Source organism: Methylobacterium sp. WL9 (genome assembly GCF_008040035.1).
Classification (GTDB): Bacteria; Pseudomonadota; Alphaproteobacteria; order Rhizobiales; family Beijerinckiaceae; genus Methylobacterium; species Methylobacterium thuringiense.
Map to the genome: position 1 here is coordinate 105,578 of NZ_VRVE01000001.1, position 19,409 is coordinate 124,986.

The 19,409-nt window shown below is 68.4% G+C and carries 18 protein-coding genes and 1 tRNA gene; 7 read left to right on the plus strand and 12 right to left on the minus strand.

Features of this window, described 5'->3' with window-relative positions; translation table 11 throughout:
* Positions 1-11 precede the first annotated feature (11 nt).
* Both FV217_RS00440 and FV217_RS00445 read right to left on the minus strand, forming a co-directional pair.
* Complete coding sequence (locus tag FV217_RS00440; protein ID WP_238231145.1) at positions 12-1,208, minus strand: efflux RND transporter periplasmic adaptor subunit; 1,197 nt, start codon at positions 1,206-1,208, stop codon at positions 12-14.
* A gap of 379 nt (positions 1,209-1,587) precedes the next feature.
* Positions 1,588-1,911, minus strand: a complete 324-nt coding sequence (locus tag FV217_RS00445; protein ID WP_147813179.1) for a hypothetical protein — start codon at positions 1,909-1,911, stop codon at positions 1,588-1,590.
* Positions 1,912-2,297: 386 nt separating this feature from the next.
* Between FV217_RS00445 and FV217_RS00450 the strand changes: the two genes are divergently transcribed.
* The 3 genes from FV217_RS00450 to FV217_RS00460 all read left to right on the plus strand — a co-directional run bounded on the left by FV217_RS00450 (position 2,298) and on the right by FV217_RS00460 (position 6,268).
* Positions 2,298-2,828: a L,D-transpeptidase gene (locus FV217_RS00450; RefSeq protein ID WP_238231143.1), complete on the plus strand. Its 531-nt coding sequence runs from the start codon at positions 2,298-2,300 to the stop codon at positions 2,826-2,828.
* 257 nt (positions 2,829-3,085) lie between these two features.
* A complete protein-coding gene (locus FV217_RS00455; RefSeq protein ID WP_147813183.1) occupies positions 3,086-5,329 on the plus strand; it encodes an EAL domain-containing protein in 2,244 nt (747 codons plus the stop codon).
* A 138-nt stretch (positions 5,330-5,467) separates the two neighbouring features.
* Complete coding sequence (locus tag FV217_RS00460; RefSeq protein WP_147813414.1) at positions 5,468-6,268, plus strand: TSUP family transporter; 801 nt, start codon at positions 5,468-5,470, stop codon at positions 6,266-6,268.
* A 44-nt stretch (positions 6,269-6,312) separates the two neighbouring features.
* On the opposite strand, the gene FV217_RS00465 is transcribed toward FV217_RS00460, so the two are convergent.
* Positions 6,313-7,359: a MaoC family dehydratase gene (locus tag FV217_RS00465; protein WP_147813185.1), complete on the minus strand. Its 1,047-nt coding sequence runs from the start codon at positions 7,357-7,359 to the stop codon at positions 6,313-6,315.
* A 157-nt stretch (positions 7,360-7,516) separates the two neighbouring features.
* The gene (locus tag FV217_RS00470) at positions 7,517-7,807 is read right to left on the minus strand and encodes a YggT family protein (RefSeq protein ID WP_147076177.1); all 291 of its coding nucleotides are present in this window, start codon (positions 7,805-7,807) and stop codon (positions 7,517-7,519) included.
* A 119-nt stretch (positions 7,808-7,926) separates the two neighbouring features.
* On the opposite strand from FV217_RS00470, the gene FV217_RS00475 reads away from it, so the two are divergent.
* Positions 7,927-8,002, plus strand: a tRNA-Ala gene (locus FV217_RS00475).
* 147 nt (positions 8,003-8,149) lie between these two features.
* On the opposite strand, the gene FV217_RS00480 is transcribed toward FV217_RS00475, so the two are convergent.
* The 7 genes from FV217_RS00480 to FV217_RS00510 form a co-directional block, all read right to left on the minus strand.
* Positions 8,150-9,019: a 3'-5' exonuclease gene (locus tag FV217_RS00480; RefSeq protein WP_246682693.1), complete on the minus strand. Its 870-nt coding sequence runs from the start codon at positions 9,017-9,019 to the stop codon at positions 8,150-8,152.
* A 26-nt stretch (positions 9,020-9,045) separates the two neighbouring features.
* A complete protein-coding gene (locus FV217_RS00485; RefSeq protein WP_147813187.1) occupies positions 9,046-9,984 on the minus strand; it encodes a metallophosphoesterase in 939 nt (312 codons plus the stop codon).
* Positions 9,981-11,576, minus strand: a complete 1,596-nt coding sequence (locus tag FV217_RS00490; RefSeq protein WP_246682694.1) for an AAA family ATPase — start codon at positions 11,574-11,576, stop codon at positions 9,981-9,983. The genes FV217_RS00485 and FV217_RS00490 overlap by 4 nt, the downstream gene beginning before the upstream one ends.
* Positions 11,577-12,000: 424 nt before the next feature.
* Positions 12,001-12,789 carry a metallophosphoesterase gene (locus FV217_RS00495; protein ID WP_147813191.1) on the minus strand — a complete coding sequence of 263 codons (789 nt, stop codon included), beginning with the start codon at positions 12,787-12,789 and terminating at the stop codon, positions 12,001-12,003.
* Positions 12,790-12,838: 49 nt separating this feature from the next.
* A complete protein-coding gene (locus FV217_RS00500) occupies positions 12,839-13,300 on the minus strand; it encodes a hypothetical protein (RefSeq protein WP_147813193.1) in 462 nt (153 codons plus the stop codon).
* 80 nt (positions 13,301-13,380) lie between these two features.
* A complete protein-coding gene (locus FV217_RS00505) occupies positions 13,381-14,418 on the minus strand; it encodes a DUF6634 family protein (protein WP_147813194.1) in 1,038 nt (345 codons plus the stop codon).
* A 581-nt stretch (positions 14,419-14,999) separates the two neighbouring features.
* Positions 15,000-15,824 carry a hypothetical protein gene (locus tag FV217_RS00510; protein ID WP_147813196.1) on the minus strand — a complete coding sequence of 275 codons (825 nt, stop codon included), beginning with the start codon at positions 15,822-15,824 and terminating at the stop codon, positions 15,000-15,002.
* A 321-nt stretch (positions 15,825-16,145) separates the two neighbouring features.
* On the opposite strand from FV217_RS00510, the gene FV217_RS00515 reads away from it, so the two are divergent.
* The gene (locus FV217_RS00515; RefSeq protein WP_187272377.1) at positions 16,146-16,838 is read left to right on the plus strand and encodes a DNA-binding protein; all 693 of its coding nucleotides are present in this window, start codon (positions 16,146-16,148) and stop codon (positions 16,836-16,838) included.
* 207 nt (positions 16,839-17,045) lie between these two features.
* Here FV217_RS00515 and FV217_RS00520 read toward each other — a convergent pair whose 3' ends face one another.
* Positions 17,046-17,465, minus strand: coding sequence for a helix-turn-helix domain-containing protein (locus FV217_RS00520; RefSeq protein WP_147813200.1), 420 nt, complete (start codon positions 17,463-17,465; stop codon positions 17,046-17,048).
* 69 nt (positions 17,466-17,534) lie between these two features.
* Here FV217_RS00520 and FV217_RS00525 point away from each other — a divergent pair, with 69 nt between their 5' ends.
* Positions 17,535-18,290, plus strand: a complete 756-nt coding sequence (locus FV217_RS00525; protein WP_147813202.1) for a cation transporter — start codon at positions 17,535-17,537, stop codon at positions 18,288-18,290.
* A gap of 45 nt (positions 18,291-18,335) precedes the next feature.
* Positions 18,336-19,322: a cation diffusion facilitator family transporter gene (locus FV217_RS00530; RefSeq protein WP_147813205.1), complete on the plus strand. Its 987-nt coding sequence runs from the start codon at positions 18,336-18,338 to the stop codon at positions 19,320-19,322.
* Positions 19,323-19,409 lie beyond the last annotated feature (87 nt).

Consider the following 19,409-nt stretch of genomic DNA (forward strand, 5'->3'; position numbering starts at 1 on the left):
TTCGCCTAACCTCAGCGAGCCTGAGCGACGGGCTGGGCCGGCACGTCGGCCCCGGCCGAGTCCTTGTCGGAGGCGTCGGCATCGTGCGGCTTGTCGCCGGCCGGCTCCTCGGTCTTCCAGCCGTGGGTCGTCACCTCCATGCCGGCGACGATCTTCTGGAAGCCTTCGACGACGACGGTCTGACCGGGTTCGAGCCCGTCGCGGATCACCCAGTTGCCGTCGACCACCGGCCCGACCTCCACGGGCTGCAACATCACGCGGCCGTCGGCCTTCACGATCCAGACCTCGGACTTGCCGTCGTTGGTGCGCTGGATCGATTGCTGCGGCACGGCGATGGCGTCGACGTCGATGCCCTGCTTGATCCGGGCGCGGACATACATACCGGGAAAAAGCTCGTCGTGCGGGTTCGGGATCAGGACGCGGAGCGTGACCTGACCGGTGCTCGGGTCGGCGGTGACGTCCGAGAACAGCAGGCGGCCGGCCGAGCCATAGAGGGCGCCGTCATCCATGATCAGGTGGACGTTGGCCGCGTCGTGCGACAGCCGGTCGAGCTCGCCGCTGGCGAAGTCGCGGCGGAGCTTGTTCAGCTCGCCGACCGACTGGGTGATGTCGACGTAGATCGGGTCGAGCTGCTGGATCGTGGCCAGCACCCCCGTGGTGCCGGATTCGATCAGCGTGCCCTCGGTGAGCAGCGCCCGGCCGATGCGGCCGGAGATCGGCGCACGCACGTCGGTCCAGGACAGGTTGAGTTTCGCGCGGTCGCGCGTCGCCTTGGCCCCGGCGACCTCGGCCTCGGCCTGCTTCTTACCGGCATAGGCGGTGTCGTACTGGGCCTGGCTCGCGGTGTTGCGCGCGAGCAGCGTCTCGAGCCGTTCGGCCTGCTGCGAGGCGAGCACCAGGGCCGCCTCGGTCTTGGCCAGCGTGGCCTCGGCGCTGGCGAGGTCGACCTGATAGGGTGCCGGGTCGATCTTGTAGAGGATGTCCCCCTCGTGGACCGCGCTGCCCTGCTCGAACAGGCGCTTGGTGACGAGGCCGGAGACGCGCGAGCGCACCTCGGCGATCCGCATCGGGGCCACGCGGCCGGGCAGGTCGCGCACGTAGGGAATTGGCTGCGACTTGACCTTCACCACGCTGACCTCCGGCGGCGGAAGCGGCACGGGGGCGGCAGCCTTCTGTTCGTTGCAGGCGGAGACCGCGACGAGGATCAGGCTGGCGGCGAGCGTGGCGGTCCAGGTCCGGCCGGCATGTGCGGCTCGGCCGAGGTTTGGGCGGGACGACGTCACGATGGGTTCGCTCCTGCGATACGCTCAAGTCGGAGGCGCCGGGGCCTCCTCGGATCCGATTGGCCCGGACCTCCGGGTCCGCTCCCGGAGGGAGGCGCGAAGGGTCTCGAAGCCGTGGTCTCGTCGGGCCCGACCGGTAATCGGCCGGGCGCGCGGTTGGAGCGCATCGACGAATGCGGCGACCGTGCCGGTCCTGCACGGTGTCGTCGGCATCGCTCGATAGCGGGAAATCTTGGCGATCCCGCGACGATGCGATCCGGGCGGCGGACCTGCGGGCTGGTGCCGGGGGCAGGTCCAGGCGCGGTCAGTGGCGGGGCGGACGCTCCGGCAGCGGCCTTTCGGCCCCGACAGGCCCCGTATCCCCCGTCACCACGGACCTGCTCGACGCGAGGCACAGCGCCGGCACGCCGGCATCAGCGAGGGGCAGCCGGCCATGCTCGAAGGGGTTGTCGGAATCGGCGACGGCACGACCCGACACGTAGGTGGATGGGAGATCCCGGCCCCCTTCCGACGTGAAGGCGGTCTCGACCCGCGACCGCAGAGAACCCGAAGGCGCGGCCTTCGACGCGGATGCGTCGGCCAGCGCGAACAGAGCCGTCGTCAGGACGCAGAGGAGAGCAACCAGCACGCAACCGGCAGCTCGGCCTGTCCATCTGGAGAGGTACGTAGCCGTCACGGGGATGGACATTGGGGAGATTCCTCTCTCCGCGCAATCCACCGCGACATTGTGTCCGTACATTCGTGCATTCTGGAAGGGAACCAAACTACCGCGGTGCGCGTGCGCGGGCGGCACGTTCCTGCCTTCGTCGGGAGAACGGGGACGTCCCGCGTCGTGTCGGTTTCGCGAGGCTGTTGCCCGAAGCGCACAGACGCGCCTCCCTTCCGCCCCAACTCCACTGCCAATCCGAACAGGCTCGCGCAGGGCCCCGACAGACGGCTTCGCGCACCGGACCGACGAGGAGCAGTTTCGGCATGACCTTCCGCCACACCATCGCACCGGCCGCCATCGCCGCGATGCTCTGCTTGGGCTCCGCGCCCCAGGCCGGCGCCAACCCGCTCGACAGCGGGCCGCTCGCCGACTTCATGAACATCTTCAAGACGCAGGCGATCCCGCGCGACACCGTCGCCTGGCGCGGCAAGGAGAAGCCGGGGACCGTGGTGGTGTCCACGAGCGAGCGCCGGCTCTACTACGTGCTGCCCGGCGGGGAGGCGGTGCGCTACGGCGTCGGCGTCGGCCGGCAGGGCTTTTCGTGGTCCGGCGTGAAGAGCGTCACCATGAAGAAGGAATGGCCGGACTGGCGCCCGCCGTCGCAGATGCTGGCCCGGCGCCCCGACCTGCCGCGCTACATGGCCGGCGGCCAGGACAACCCGCTCGGCGCGCGCGCCATGTATCTCGGCTCGTCGCTCTATCGCATCCACGGCTCGAACGAGCCCGAGACCATGGGCGCCGCCGTCTCGTCCGGCTGCATCCGCATGACCAACAAGGACGTCGTCGACCTCTACGACCGGGTGAAGGTCGGCACCAAGGTGGTCGTGCGCAACTGACGCGCAGGGACATACCCGGCGGCTTCAAGAAGAACCTGCTTGGATCCGCCGGTCTCGGTGGGATCGCGTCGTCGCGCGATCTCGGAAGGGAACCGAAAACGGTCGGGCCTAGCGTGTCCCGGCAGGTGTCGCGGACGACAATAGTGCCGACGACTTCGTCCTGTGTGCCGCGTCCATTCGGTGGCGGGCCTTAACTCTTTGAAAGCAGGTCGCGGGGAAGGTGGTTTCGCTGAGATACGGCGAGGATCGCCCGACGCATGCTCGACGACGCGATAAGGCCAACCGGTGCGGCCGGCCCGACGGACCGAGACACGGTCGCCACGGCGCCCGCGGGCTGCCTCGGCATGGCCTCGGCCGACACATGCGAGCCGCGCGACACGTTCGGTCTCGGCCGCCTGCTCGGATTCGCAGCCGACATCGCCGACACGCCGATCGCCGCGATCTCGCTTCTCGGCGGCAACCGGGAATGGCTGAGGGGCTGCGCGAGCCTGCCCGGCCTCACCGATTTCGCCCACGCTCGCGGCGCCTGCCCGCACGGGATCGAAGCGGACGGCGCCGTGATCGTGCACGATGCCCTCGCTGATCCGCTCCGCCGCACCCATGCGGTCGTGACCGGAGAGGCCGGCATCCGGTTCTACGCGGGCGTTCCGCTCCTCGGCCCGAAAGGCGACATTCTCGGCTGGCTCTCCGTGGCCGACCGGCTTCCCCGCGCGGCCTTTCCCGGACGGGCGCGCACGCGCCTCAAGCGTCTCGCCCGGATCGCGACGGAGCGTCTCGAAGCCGGGCGCGCCGGCGCGGTCCGCGATCACGCCCACAGCTTCATGGGTGCGAGCCAATTCGCCATGCTGATCTCCGACGGCGTGGGCACGATCAGGCTGGCCAACCCCGCCTGCGAGCGGATGCTCGGCTACGAACCGGGCGCCATGCTCGGGCTCAACGTGCGCGTGATCGTACCGGCCCGGTTCCACGGCCCGCACACCGCCGGAATGGCCGCGATGGTCGCCGGCGGAACGCCGCGGCTCGCCGGCAAGTCTGTCGAAGTCACGGCGGTGAAGCGCGACGGTACCGAACTGCCGATCGAGCTGTCCCTGTCGAGCTGGCGCAGCGAGGCGGGCCTCGCCATCGGCGCGGTGATCCGCGACAGCTCGGAGCGCCGCAACCGCGACGCCCGCCTGCTGCGTCTCGCACACCAGGATCCGCGCTCCGGCCTGCCCAACCGCAACCGGGTCGTCGAGGAACTCGGCGCCATCCAGGCCGGCGGCGGCGAGGCGACGGTGCTGGCGCTCGGCGTCGAGGGCCTGCGCGGCGCCAACGACAGCCTCGGCTACGCCATCGGCGACGCCCTGCTCGAAGCCCTCTCCGTCCGCCTCACCGCCCGGCTCGATGCCGGCGCCCTTCTGGCGCGGATCCAGGGCGACGAACTCGCCGTGCTGTTGCCGGGGCGCGCCGATCCGCTCGCGGCGCAGGCCTGCGCGCAGGCGCTGGTCTCGGCCTTCGCCGAGCCGATCCAGGTCGGAGACCACCCGCTCCATGTCGGTGTCGCCATCGGCGCAGCTCTCGTGCCGAACCACGGCAGCGAAGCCGAGGAGGTGCTGGCGAGCGCCGACCTCGCCCTGCATCAGGCGCGCCGCGACGGCGGCCGCTGCTTCCGGCTGTTCGAGCCGGCGATGCGCAGCGCGGAGGCCGCCCGCCGCGACCTGCTCGACCGGCTGCGCATCGCCGTGGAGCTGGGGGAACTCGAGCTGCACTACCAACCGCAGGTCGACATCGAGACGGGCCGGATCTGCGGATCCGAAGCCCTGATCCGGTGGCGCCATCCCGAGCGCGGGCTGCTGCTGCCGGGCGAGTTCCTTCCGGCGATCGAGGCGAGCGTCCTCGCCCTCTCCGTCGGCTGGTGGACCATCGACGAAGCCTGCCGGCAGACGGCGGCCTGGCGCGCCTCCGGGCTTCCGGCCGCCCGCGTCGCCGTGAACCTTTTCGGCGCCCAACTGCGTGCCGGCACCCTCGACGCGGTCGTCGCCGAGGCGCTGGAGCGCCACGGCCTCGCCCCGGCCGACATCGAGATCGAGGTCACGGAGACCACCGCCCTGCGGCCAGACGACACCATGCTGCGGCCGCTGCGCAATCTCCACGCGAGCGGTGTCGGCATCGCCTTCGACGATTTCGGAACCGGCTTCGCCTCGCTTTCGACGCTCAAAAACTTCCCGCTGACGAAACTCAAGATCGACCGCAGCTTCGTGCGCGATCTCCTGACCGACCCGTTCGATGCGGCGATCGTCAAGGGCATGCTCGACATCGGGCGCGGCCTCGATCTGCACGTGATCGCGGAAGGTATCGAGACGGCCGAGCAGGAAGCGGCTTTGCGTGACATGGGCTGCCGGCTCGCCCAGGGCTTTCGGTACGGCAAGGCCCTGGAGCCGCATGTGTTCGCGAGCCGTCTGGCCGCGGATGCCGGCCATCCGGCTGCGCTACCGCTCGCGGATCTGCGGCAGGCATCCTGAGACGGCGCAGAATGCGGGTCGCCGTCGGCGCGAGACGACGTTCTCCGGCGGAACGGCCCGAGCTACAGCATGCGCGCCGACCCGGCGCGGAGCCTCGATCCCCGTGAGCGCAATCCAGACAGCCGACCGGTTTTCCACATGATCGGCGGCGTCGACACCGGCACGCTCGCCGGCCTGTTCGGGATCGCCGTCGTCGCGGGCTGCTTCGATGCCATCGCCGGCGGCGGAGGCCTGCTGACCTTGCCGGCCCTGCTGCTGGCCGGGCTCGATCCGGTCAGCGCCATCGCCACCAACAAGCTCCAGGGCAGCGGCGGCTCCGTCTCCGCCAGCATCGCCTTCGCCCGCCGCGGGCTGATCCGCTGGCCGGAGGCGATCCCGGCGGCACTCGCGGCCGGCGCTGCCTCGGTCGCCGGCGCGCTCTGCGTGAGCCTGCTTCCGAAAAGCGCCCTCGACACGATGGTACCGCTGCTGCTCGTCGGCATCGCGCTCTACTTCGCGACCGCGAGGCGCCTCGGCAACGCAGATGCCACGGCCCGGATCACGCCGCGGCTGTTCGCGCTGACGCTGGCGCCCGCAATCGGCTTCTACGACGGCGTGTTCGGGCCGGGCGCCGGCTCGTTCTACATGATCGGCTTCGTGACGCTGCTCGGGCTCGGCGTGGTGCGCGCCACGGCCCATACCAAGCTGGCCAACGCGGCGAGCAACCTGGGCAGCCTCGCGCTGTTCGCGGCGCAAGGCGTCGTGGTCTGGCCAGTCGGCCTCGCCATGGCGCTCGGGGCCGTCATCGGCGCGCAGGCCGGATCGGCGCTGGCCGTGAAACTCGGCGCCCGCCTGATCCGCCCACTCCTCGTCGTCATCGCCTGCACGATGGCCTTACGCCTGCTCTCCGACCCGGCGAACCCGCTCAGGCGCGCCGTGCTCGGATCGCTCGGTCTCTGACCCGCCGGCCTTTCGACAGACCGGCGGTTTTTCGGGTCCGGGCCTCAGCGCGGCATGAAGGCCCAGTAGTCGAGGTCGAGGATGACGGCGGGGTCGTAGCCGTCGCCCTGGCGGTCGGGGTAGTTGCTGCAGGGCTGGTTCTTGGTGGCGACGGTGCGCAGGCGCAACGCGCCGATATCCGTGCGGCCCGGGAGCTCGGCCGTCTCCAGCACTTCGCTCCAGGCATAGACGGTATCGCCGGCAAACAGCGGCGCCACGTGGCGTCCAGCGTTGATGCCGGCGAGCGCGAAGGCGTTGGCGAGGCCGTTGAAGCTCAGCGCGCGGGCGAGCGAGATGACGTGGCCACCATAGATCAGCCGCCGGCCGAACCGGGTCTCCTTCACCGCATGCGCGTCGAAATGGACCTTGGCGGTGTTCTGGAACAGCCGCGTGGCGATCTGGTGCTCGGCCTCCTCGACGGTCATGCCGTCGACATGGTCGATGCGCTCGCCCGCCACGTAATCCGAGAAGCGATAGGGGCTGCCGGCAAGGTCGAGATCGTAGGCCTCGGCCGAGAGCGGCGGCAGCGAATGGGCGAGGTCGGCCGGGTCGACCACCTTGGCGAGGTCCGGCACGCGCTCCTCGGCGATCTTCGCGTCGGGATCGCGTTTGCGCACGAGCACCCAGCGGCAATAGCTCAGCACGGTCTTGCCGGCGGAATCCGAGCCGGTCGAACGCACGTAGACCACGCCGGTCTGCTTGTTCGAGCTCTCCTTGAGGCCGATGACCTCGGAGACCGTCGAGAGCGTCTCGCCCGGATAGACCGGCCTGTGGAAGCCGCCCTCGGCATAGCCGAGATTGGCCAGCGCGTTCAGCGAGATGTCTGGCACGGTCTTGCCGAAGACGACGTGGAAGGTGAGCAGGTCGTCCAGCGGGCTCGCCGGATAGCCGATCGCCTTTGCGAAGGCGTCCGAAGACTGCACCGCGAAACGCGGGCCGTAGAGCGCCGTGTAGAGCGCGACGTCGCCGGTGGTGACGGTGCGGGGCGTCGCGTGGCGGATGGTCTCGCCGAGGCGGAAATCCTCGAAGAAGCGGCCGGGATTGGTCTTCATGCGTCTCGTGGTCCTGGACATGGCGTAGGCCGCGCGGGGCGCGGGAAAGGGCGCAAAGATTGGCACGCGTCGCGGCGCGGCGTCCCCAGGCAACGCCCGACCACGCCGATATCTCCAAAAGGAGACGTTCGTTCGCGCGCGTGCCGGCGAAAAACTCTCAGTAGGCCACCTGGATGACGAGGTCGGTCACCAGCTTCTGCACGAAGAGCAGCAGCAGGATGAGGATGACCGGCGAGACGTCGACGCCACCGAGGTTGGGCAACAGGTTGCGGATCGGGCGCAGGACCGGCTCCGTGACCCGATACAGGAAGTCGCCGATCTGGGAGACCACCGGGCTGCGCACGTTCACCACGTTGAACGCGATGAGCCAGCTCAGCACGGCGCTCGCGATCAGGATGTAGATGTAGAGCTGAATGAGAGTGTTGAAGAGCCAGAGAAGAGCGTTCATCCGGGGCTTGCTGTTCCGCGCGCCCGCACACCCGCAATGGCAGCGCCGGAGGGCGGCCACGGGCTCTTGCGGCAATTGACAGGGCGAGGCGCCCAAGCCTACAAGGCCGGCGCCTCGACGGGGCTGTAGCTCAGATGGGAGAGCGCCGCAATCGCACTGCGGAGGTCAGCGGTTCGATCCCGCTCAGCTCCACCAGGTTTTTCGGGGACGAAAAACCCGTTGGTGGGCAAGGCGTTAGTTCGGCGGTGCCGTCGAATAAGTCCCAGTAGGTCCCAGACGGGCCCCAAATAAGTCCCGGGTTATCCGCTTCCCAATTCGACGCGGCGGACTTGATAGATCGGCTCAGGTCCCGTTCGAGATGAGTGGCGGACGCCGCTCAAAGTTGGCACGCCAGCCGTCGAGGAAACGCCCGAGGTGAGGGCGCCCGGATCGCTCGCGTTCGAGGTAGGCCATGAGTTCCTCGACGAACCGGTCATGCCCTTCCGGACCGGTCCTGCCGGTCAGGAACGCGAAGCGGACGTACAGCACCGCCAGGTTCAGGCAGTCGGTCTCACAATAGTCGCGCACCCGGCCCGTCTGGCCATCCGCGACCATCGCCGCTACCCGGCTGCCATGCTCGCCCAGCTTGCCAGGCAGCCCGAGCAGGGTCGCTGCCTCCTCAAGCGTCAACCGCGAGGTCGCGCCGAAATCGGCCATCACGTCCATCAGGTCGGTATGCCAGTCCGGCGCGTACCGATGGGCGTACCCCGCCCACTTGGTCCCGCGACGGTACCAGGCCGCCGCCGAGATGCCATGCATCATCGAGCGCGCCACGATCGTCGGCATGTCGAAGCTCCTTCCGTTCCAGGTGACGACGCGGAAGTCCCCCTCGTCGAAGAACTTCCAAAACGCCCTCAACAGGCGTCCCTCGTCCCAGCCCTCGCCGCCGCCGCTGCGACACGCTGCCAGGTGGTATTCCTCAAGCCCGGTTTCCTCGTCCCGCCGGATCTCCGCTTCGACGAAGGAGATTGCCACGATCCGGTGCCAAGGAGCTTTAGGGAACTTGTCCGGCGGCCAGTCGGCCGGCATGACGTCATCCGGCACGGTCTCGATATCCAGCGCCAGGAGTCGTCGGGGCAGCTCGGTCGACGGGGAGCCAGCCGGGCGCCGCACAGCCATCGGCCGGGGCTCGTCGGAAGGCTTGACCGAATGCGCGGGCGTCGCGAAGGGCAACGTGCGTTGGGCTGACGTTTCCAAGATTAAACCTCCACGACGAAAGCGGGGTCGAAGGTATTGGTGCCAGTGGTCCGCGGACGCGGGTTGGCGACCACGCGGCATCGCCCGACCGCGTGGTCCGCAGGACTCAGGACGTGCCCGTGGATCCAGGCCGCGGGCGCGGCCCACGTCCTCATGGCGTCCTCGACGTCCGAAGCGCATGATGCCGAGATCCACGGTTCGCAGGCATCGGACGACAACCTCGAACACAGGCTGGCGCGGCTAGGCGCGTGGTGGGTCACGACCACGGCGCGATCGCCCGGCCGTACGTCCTCCACTAGGGCCGTCGACGACAGGCCGAAGCCTTGCGCGGCTACCTTGATCGAGAGCAGCACGTCCTCGATGAAGGCGCGCGACCGAGCATGGGCGCCCGCGGCGTCGTGGGGCCGGTAGGGCACTCCCTCGGCCACCGCGATCCTGCCGTTGTCGCGGTGGTAGTGGCGCGCATATCCGCGCGCCAGGGTCGCGGCCTTGCGACCGTGCAACGCCCAGTCGGTCCAGAGCGTGCTCCCGACGAAGTGGACACCCGAACCATTTCTGTCCTCCACCCTGAGCGCGGTGTCCGACAGCAAGGCGATGCCGAGATCCTCGGCGAGGATGCGGCCTCGCCGGAGGCTCTCGCCCTTTGGTCGTCCGTCCCAGAACTCGACGTTGCCGGGAACCAGCACCACCGGACGCCGGCCCTGGCGACCATGGAGGGTGTCGGCGAGCCAGCGCAGCGACGCTTCGAGGCCGGGACAAACGTTGCCGGCGACGACGAACGCGTCGAAGTCCGGGAGTGGGTCGGGCATGGCGAGGGGCCTGCGGTCGATCCGCATGTCGGACATGACCCAGAGCCGGAGGCCGCCCTGCGCGGGACGCGTCGGCGCGGCCACGACGGTACGGTCGGGCCCATCCGCGGCGCATGCGAAGCGCTCCGTCATGAGCGGCACTCCCCGGCCGCATCCGATCTGGCGAGGATGGCTCTCAACGTGTCGCCCGAGACCACCCGATGCGCGATCAGGCGCTCGGCGACCGTCCGCACTGGAACCGCGTAACGCTCGATCAGCTGGACGGCCTCGTCTTGAAGCCTGGCGAGGTCGGTCTCGACCGCTACTCGCGCGGCATCGTCGTTGCGCAACCCCCTGGCGACCTCGTCCATGGTGCCGAGGTAGGCGAGGCCGCTTCCAAGGCCAAAGGAACCGTGGATGCCGGCGACCAGCGCCGTTGCACGGGCGAGGTCGGAGTTTTTCGCGCCGCCGGAGCCGCCGCAGGCCTCGCGCAGGAACACCAATTCCGCGGCGCGTCCGCACAGTAATGACACGACCAGCCGCTCCATATCGTCCTTCAGCGGCATCGAGAAGTCGTTCGGAACGATGGCGGTGGCGCCGCCGTTCGAAGCGCGGGCGACGATATCGACTTGCTTGATGTGCCCGGTCCGGAGAATCTCGACGCTGACGGCGTGACCGGCCTCGTGGAGCGCGCATCGCCATCTTACGCTTTCGGGCCGGGTGTCCGGGGGAGCGGCGGCCCGGAGCAGGTCGTCGAGCAGGACGGGGCGGCCGGCGGCGCGGGCCACCGTACGCGCGTCCTTGACCCAACCAGCGACCTGGGCGCCGGTGGCGCCGAAGGCGATCTCGCCGAACACGGCGAGGTCGCTCCCGGCAAGGTCGTCGCCCAGATGCTGTCGTGCGATCACGGTCAGGTCGTCCGCAGACGGCGAGCCGATGAAGATCACGCGGTTCAGCCGCCCTGGCCTGACGAGAGCGGCGTCGAGCCGATCCGCAAAGTTCGTGGCGCCGACGATGCAGAGATTAATCGTTGGATCAGACATTACTCGATCAATAGTCAAGAGAACGTGAGTTATTACTGTGTTCCACCACTCTCTTGCGCGACTATCTAGAGTATTTCTATCTGGTATACTGTCGATTTCATCTAGGAATAAAATCGAAGGCGATCTCGAAGCGGCGTTCTCGAACACGCCGTCGATCTGGCGCAGCACGCCGTCCAGGAAGCCGTTCGATTGCGTGAACCAGGTCGAGACGGAACTGACCGACAGTGGCAGCCGGGCGGCCCTGGCCAAAGCGCGGACATAGCTTGACTTTCCAAGTCCCGGTTCCGACCCAAAAACGACCGCGCGGTCGATGCGGTCGAACGGGATCTCGTCCCGCCTCCAAGCCTCCAGGTCGTCGAGGAACCGAAGTCCCCAGGCATGGGCTTCGCCGTAGCCCACGAGATCGCCGAAGGCCGGCGCGCCAGCGACGGCCGGATCGGCCTCCGACCTGGCCCTTCCGAGCGCGGCGAGGCGATCGACGATGGTGCGGGGAGAGCCCCTGACCGCGGCACAGAGTTCCCAGTAGGTCAGGCCTGCCGCGATGCGTGGCGGCATGGGGGCAAGTCGCCCGCGGGTGGCGTTTCGGATGACCCGGGCGACGACGGCATTCGACGGTTGGCCGATGCGGATACGAGCGTCGGCGACGGCAACGAGGGCCGCGGGAAGCAGGCGCTCGGGAGCCTGAGACACGCCGAGCGCCATGCCGCCGCGGGCGAGGGTCTGGGCGACCTTGTCGTTGCCGCGTTCCGGTCTGTCCTCCGTCCGTGAGGACCCGGATCGTGCGAACGAAGACGTCCACGACGCCAGCTCGGCGCACGCCTTGGCGACCGGTTCGACCCAATCGGCCGATGGCACCTCGATCACCAGGGCGAAGGGACCCGAGCGCGCCAAGCGACGGCGAAGCGCCGTCGGAAGCACTTCCTCCAAGGCGAAGGCGGCGAGCGTTTCCAGGGCCGGCCTGCGGATACCCGACCGACCCGAGGAGGAAACCAACTCGTCTTCGATGTCGTCGCGGAAGAATGCGAGGTCGTCTCTTGGCATGGTTCACCCGCGTTTGGCCGAGCGACGGTTCCGGGACCGGCGCGTTCGGGATGGATCGGGAAGGGGCGGCGTCCGCTCGAAGGCGTCAGCCCACGTCGACGACCAGGCCGGGGGCGAAGCCCGTCCGCTCGCCGTCGTAGCCCCGCGGATTGCAGACGACGCGGGTGTCGCCGAGCCGGTAGTCGAAGGCGGCGTGCGTGTGTCCGTGCACCCAGAGGTCGGGCCTCGCCGCCTGGACGAACGCGTCGAGATCCGAGGCGAAGGCTGCGTTCAGCGCGCTTCCGGCGTAGGCCGCAGCGATCGACCGGGGGCTCGGCGCATGATGCGTGACCACGACGTGGGGTCGGTTGCGGCCGCCGGGCGGATCGACGCGAAGCAGGGCATCTTGGAGGAAGATGCGGGACGCTTCGTGGAGCTTGAACGCGTCCTCCGGCCAGAACCTCCTCCAAGCGGGACGTTGCGTCGAGGTGATCCGGCGATGGTCGTTCAGGCCGTGGAGCGCGGCCGACATCCTGTCCGGTCTCGCCTCGCCGCCGTCGAGCCAATAGTCGGTCCAGAGCGTGCAGCCGCTGAAGGTGCAGCCGGCCACGACGGCGCTGGCGTCGTCGAGCAGGACGATGTCCTGCCGTTTGGCCGCCTCTCTCCCGAGCGCGCGCTCCTCGTCCATCGCGCCGCCGTAGAACTCGTGGTTGCCGGCGACGAGCACGACGGGCATCGCGGGCCGTACGGTCGCGGCGAGCCAAGAGACCGTGTCCGCCAGGCCCTGGCCGATGTCGCCGGCAACCACGGCGACGTCGGCCTCGGGGATGGCCTCCGGCCTCCAGGGCGTCCGCGACAGGTCGAGGTGCAGATCCGAGAACAACCACAACCGCATGCGATGCACCATCCTAGGTCGGAGGGATTTTCATTCACTGGCGGAAAGATCACGCGCGCGAGTCGGGCGGGCCGCGCGAGGGTCCGGCGGCCCAAAGCCTTCCGCAGCCGTTCAGCCGGGCCGCGTCTCGGTGTCCTCTCGCTACGACATGGAGGCCGTGTGCCAGCACGAGGGCGGCGGCGGGGTCGCCCTTGACGGCGTGAACCAGCACCGCCGACATCGCGATGTCGCAGACCGGCGAAGGAAGCCCCGCCAGCCGGAGGATGCGCACGGCCACCCCGACCGCAGACGCCGCGTCGCCGCGTCGGACGCCGGGCCAGCGTCCGTCGAGGATAGCGACGGGATCGGAGAGAGCACAGCGGATCGTCGCCACGACGTCCGGCCCGATCCGTTCACGGTCGAGCGTGCGCCACGCTTCGAGCGGCCGATCGACGGTCGCGCTGGCATCGCAAAGCGGCCGGACGTTGGGTCGCCGATCGCATGCGGCATCGTTGGCGCGGTTTGGGCGCATGCGTTCTCCATCGGCAGGGCATGGTGGGGCGCTCGCCGCCGTTCGGACGGAGGCGCCGGGCAGGGATACGGGCCTCGCGCCTAACGGAAGTCGCGACTGTCCTGACCTCGGGCGGGCTTGCCGAGGCGATAATATCGCGAGAGCGTCCTCGCCCAGGACGCGCCGTCCGAGGCGTAGAGGTCGGACGTCACGATAGGGCGCCCGTCCGCGATATTGGGGTGGCCGTAGACGCGACCTGTCACGACGCGCACCTCGCGGCCCGCCGACTTCCAGTCCTCGATCCGGGGAGCGCAATCGAGTTCGATCTGGGTCGGGGAGTCGTAATCCTCGATAGCCTGCAGCGCATCGGCGAGATCCCGAAGCCGGTCGCCGACGTCCCGTCGGTGGGCCGTCTTGCCGGGGTCCGCGTCGGCGCTGAAAGCGGAAGCGAGGCTTCCGGCGTCGATGGAAAACGCATCGGGTTTCTCCCGCGCGGCCCGAAGACTTGCAAGAAGCGGTAGGCCGACCGCGAGCGTGCGGGCGCTCCGGTCTCCGACTATGATGCGCAACGCCTCGGCTCTGCTCAACGTCGGTAAGGTCACGGGGAGCACCCGCGGCGTGCGTGCTATGTCCATGCCGCAGGCAATGCTGCCCATGGCGCGCTCGAAGGTGGAAGACGCGAGGGCATCCGCGCGGCCGCAGCCGAGGAGCCATGGCCACGGCTGTTTAACACCTTCGGCAACCGGGTTTCCGGCGAGGGTGTACAACAGGAAGGCCGCGGCATGCTCGTCGAAGGGCGTCGGCCCGACGACGACGACCGGTACCTCGATCCGATCCAGGACATCCGGATACGCGAGGCAGGCGGCAGGCAGGTCCAGAACTAGGTCACCCTCCGAACGACTCGCCGCCGCAACTTCTCCGATGACGATCGCGGGGACCTCGCCGACGTCAGCCGCCTCTGCCTGAACGACGACGAGGTCGTCCGGCCGGTAAAGCGGCTTCGGCAGCTCCGCCTCGCCCGGCAGCGTTACGCGGACGAACCGCGCGGCTCCCCCCTCGACGAGCTTGGCGTCCACCAGCATGAGGGCGGCATGTGCGGCGTCGGTCCGGCCCGACGCGCCAAACAAAGCTATGATCATGCGCAATCTCCGCAAAGGCGCCGACGGGTTCGCGGCCGCAGGGGAAGGCTGCGGACGAAGCGATGGACGCGTTTTATGGGATGGCGAATTATAGAACGAAACCCTCGTTCTTAGCAAGTACATCACAGTGAAGGCAAGTAGCCTATTGACGTCTTGGTTAATTCGCCGAGGCCTTTTAGAGATTTTAGAAAGTCGCATCGCGAACTGTCGGCAACGCCGGCAGTTCGCGAGTTCCGCAGGTCACTCCCACCCGTCTTCTTCCGCGTTGACCGCGCGGTGCATGCTCGTGGCGCCGGCCAGCAGGTCGTCGGCATCCATGTCGAAGTCGGCATCGAGGACCGCGGACGACCACATCGTCTCGGTCGGCTCGTCGAAGGTCTCTTCCGCGAGGTCCCGTACGACCGCGGGGGGAGGAGGCGATCTGCTGCCCTCCTGGGCGCTTCGCCGTGCCGAACGCCCTCGACCGCGTTCGGCCTGATGCGCTCGGTTTCGGCGACCCCGGCCGGGATCGGATATGTATGCCGGGGCGGTGTCTGTCGCGGATCTGATGACGGCACGTAAGGTCATGTCGGTACCTCCGATTACTGTTCTCTGACGGTTTTCGAAACGCGTCGCGCCGTCCGCCAAGGATCCGGGTCCTGGGTCGCCTCGGGGAGATACAACCCGTTCGACGCCCGTCTCGGTGCGGTGCCTCGCGGAGGATCCGCCGGCATGGTTGCGCGCCCGCGGGGACGCCGTGTCGCCCGGGCGGGCATCAGCTCGTCGGCCGCTTCGTCCAGGTCGGCGACGAGGTCGAGGAGCCTCTTGCGCAGCGACAGGCCGGCCGCCGTCGTCTGGCCCGACAGGATGTCGAGGACCTGCCCCGGCTCCAATGCGGGGAGGTAAGGGTCCTCTGCGGCGACGAGCAGGGCTGCGGCCAGCCCGAGAGCCTGTCGGGCCGTCGCGCCGGCGGGACCTCCGGAACGAAGATAGCCGAGACCCCGTCCTCGCCGTACGCCGACGGAGGTCGGAAGGACGCGCAGCAGGTCCGGCCACTCCTGCCGCCGGCAGGGGAGCAACCAAGCCGGCGGGCATTCACGCGTGGATCCATTCCTGTCCGAGGACAGTGCGTCGACGGCGCGCTCAGCCGACTCCGGGTCCGATCCACAGGTGACGACGGCGAGGTCGAGCCGTTCGCGGATCGAGGGGGTCTGGAGCAACCGCAGCGGGAGCGCCGCGATCAGGGTGCCCCCATCGCACGATGCGGCCTCCAGACGGTCGGGAAGGCGGTCGGCGACGGCTTCGGCCCCCGCCAGGAAACCCGGCCCGGCCGTCGGCCGGCGGGGGGTGGGACTATTGAGGGCGTAGTCTGCAAGAAGGGAGGCGTGGACTGCCGAAGGGTCGTCGGCGAAGAATACGATGTTCATTCCGGGCCTCAATACGCATGCCGGGAGGACTAACGAGGCAATAGTACCCCACGATTGCATCCATCATCAAGCAAAACCTCTAGTGGCTAGAGCTTTATGGCCGCTATCGTTAACGGAAGGGAAGGGGCTTCCGTCAGCTTTTCGCAGTGGGGTTACCGGGCCGGGGCGCCGGCGCTCAGGACACGCGACGAAATACGTGGGGAAGTGGGAAGCGGATCACGCTTTCTACTTCCTGCTTCCCGACTCGGAGGGACTCGCTTCCCTGCCATTAAGGAATTGTCGAGCGCGGCGGGCTTAACCTCCCTTGGGGAGGGGCCAGGGATGACTTTGGAAGAGGATGTCTGGTCAGCGGCGGACGAGGTCCATCGTACGGGCGAGCCGGTCAACCAGGACCGGGTGATCGCGGTCCTGCAGGGACGTCTGCGGGGCAGGTCGCCGCGCAAGGTCGGCCCCCATCTCCTGTCATGGAAGGCGGCCCGTCATTACGATGCCAGGCTGGACGCCAAGGAGTTTCCGGCCCGGCTCAAGAGCGAGCACGCCGCATTCATGGAGCGGGCTTGGCAAGCCGCGCTGATCGAGGCCTCGGAACGGTTCGAGGACAGACGGCGAAAGGTGGAGGCCGAGAGGCAAGCCGCGCGCGAGCTTATGGACGAGGCATACGTGAAGGCGGAGGTGGCCTTACGCGAAGCCGAGCTCTCGAAGGCGCGCGTAGCGGAGTTGGAAGCCGAAGTGGCGAAGCTGCGGGAGCGCGTGGGCGACCTCGTGGCGGAGGAGTTCTGGGATCGCGTCATGCGCGAGATCGGGAGCGTGCTGCCACCGGACGTCTGGGTGCAGGACCGCGAGGTGATCAAGCTCCTGTCCCCGTTCGTGGCCCGCCAAGCGATCAGCAATGGCGCTCCCCTGTCGCGGGGCACGCTCAACAGGAAGATGGGCATCCGGGTGACCCACACGAAGTATTTCGAGCGCGAGACGCGGAAAGACCGCACCAGGTGGTATCGTCGCAAGGGGGAATGACGGCCGACCGAAGGAGGCCGACCGCATTAGGGACGAAGGGCTTAGGCTCGACGGGGTAGTCGAGATCAACGGCACGTACTTCGGTGGCGTAGTCTCGGGCGCGACAAGGAGAACCGCCGTCTGCGCAAGTGCTGATGCATACGCGACCGGCGAACCCGGGCATGGCGCCGAAAATACCGGACGGTCAGTCCGGACGTGGATGCCGTGTCAGTGGCTTTCGTGGGCGCACTGGCCATGATCCGATAGCGTCTCGATCACACGGCATTCGCCGACGCGACCCTGGCCGCATTCCGCGATCATCCGGTTCAACTCGTCCCGCAATCCCGTAAGCTTTTCGATACGTCGTTCGACCTCAGCGAGATGGCGACGGGCGATCGCGTCGACCTCGGCACAAGAGCGCTCCGGATGGGCGTTCAATGTCAACAGCTCCCGGACGGCATCGACCTCGAAACCAAGTTCGCGGGAATGTCGGATGAAGTTGAGACGCGCCACCTCGGCCTCCCCGTAGCGACGCTGAGAGCCGGTCGTGCGGGGGGGCTCCGGCATCAACCCGACCTGCTCGTAGTAACGAATCGTGGGGACTTTCACGCCGGTCTGTCGCGACAGCTCGCCGATGGAGATTTCCATGATTTTCCGCTTGCAGCTCTAGCCGCTAGAGGTCGTACGCTCCTCCTCGTCCGTTGGAAAGGCGAAGACATGAGCGATCATTGCTGCGGCGCGACGACGGTTTCAAAATCCGGTTCGCCGCCCAGGCTTGCGCCGCCAGTCTCAGCCTCCTCCAATCACGGCCAAGACCATGTGGCTTCCGAAGTCTCATGCTGCTCGGCCGGCGTCCCAGTCTTCGACGGCGTCGACCCGCACTACAAGGCCGTCCTGTGGACGGTCATCGGCATCAACGGCGCGATGTTCGTGACCGAGATGGCGGCCGGCCAACTCGCCGGCTCGCAAGCGCTCAAGGCCGACGCCCTCGACTTCCTCGCCGACACCGTCACCTACGGACTGAGCCTCGCGGTGATCGGCGCCACCCTGGCCACCCGCTCGAAGGCAGCCCTGTTCAAGGGCGCGTCGCTGTTCCTGATGGCGCTCTGGGTGTTCGGCAGCACAGTCTACCAGACGATGGTCCTCGGCGTGCCCCAGGCCGAGGTGATGGGCATCATCGGCATGATGGCGCTGGCCGCGAACCTCGGATCGGTCCTCCTCCTTCGCCGCTACAAGGACGGCGACGCCAACGTGCGCTCGGTCTGGCTGTGCTCGCGCAACGATGCGATCGGCAACGTCGTCGTGATGGTCGCCGCGCTCGGAGTCTGGGGCTCCTCCAGCGCCTGGCCCGATCTCGCCGTGGCGGCGGTCATGGCCGGCATCTTCCTGACCTCATCCGTCCAGATCCTGCGGCAGGCCTGGGCGGAGCACCGCGAAGGCACCATCGCGACCCACCCAACGCCAGCCGAATAGGCCCCGCCGCAATCCATCGACCGATACCGCCCCCTACAGGACGCCATGACAACGCACGACGCATACGCCAGCCACGATCACGGATCGCATGACCACGAGGCCCACTCGGCCGAGGGCCATGCGGGCCATTCACACGGGCCGGGCCATTCCCATGCCCCCGCGAGCTTCGGCAAGGCGTTCGCCATCGGCATCGCCCTCAACGTCGGCTTCGTCGGCGTCGAGGCCACCTACGGGGTGCTTTCTAACTCGATGGCCCTGCTGGCCGACGCCGGCCACAACCTCTCGGATGTGCTCGGGCTGGTGGTGGCCTGGGTCGCAATGGTGCTGGCCAAGCGCGCACCGAGCGCCCGCTACACCTACAGGATGAAGGGCTCGTCGATCCTGGCGGCCTTGTTCAACGCGGTGTTCCTGCTGATCGCTGTCGGCGCAATCGCCTGGGAGGCGATCCAGCGCTTCGGCGAGCCCGCACCGGTCGCCGGCAAGACAGTGATGATCGTCGCCGCGATCGGCATCCTCGTGAACGGCATCACCGCCTGGCTGTTCGCCTCCGGCGCAAAGGGCGACATCAACATCAAGGGCGCCTTCCTACACATGGCCGCGGACGCCGCCGTCTCGGCGGGCGTGGTCATCGCCGGCCTCGTGATCCTCTACACCGGCTGGACCTGGCTCGATCCCGTCGTCAGCCTCGCCATCGTGGCGGTCATCGTCTGGAGCACCTGGGGACTCCTGCGCGACAGCCTCACCCTGTCCCTCGCCGCCGTCCCGCCGGGCATCGACCCTGACGCAGTCCGAAGCCACCTCGAAGGCCTGCCCGGGGTCACCGCCCTGCACGACCTGCACGTCTGGGCGATGAGCACCACGGAAACCTGTCTCACGGCCCATCTCCTGATGCCCGGCGGCCGACACGACGACGCCTTCCTCATGGACGCGGCCGCCGGGATCAAGAAACGGTTCGGCATCGGCCACACCACCCTCCAGATCGAGACCGGCGGCGACACCGCTTGCCCACTCGTATCCGACCAAGTCGTGTGACGGAAACGGCGACGACCGCGGGGCATTCGGCATCAGGAATTTAGGTAGTCGGCACTTTCTTGCCGAAATTTCCCGGGTCGGGCCGGG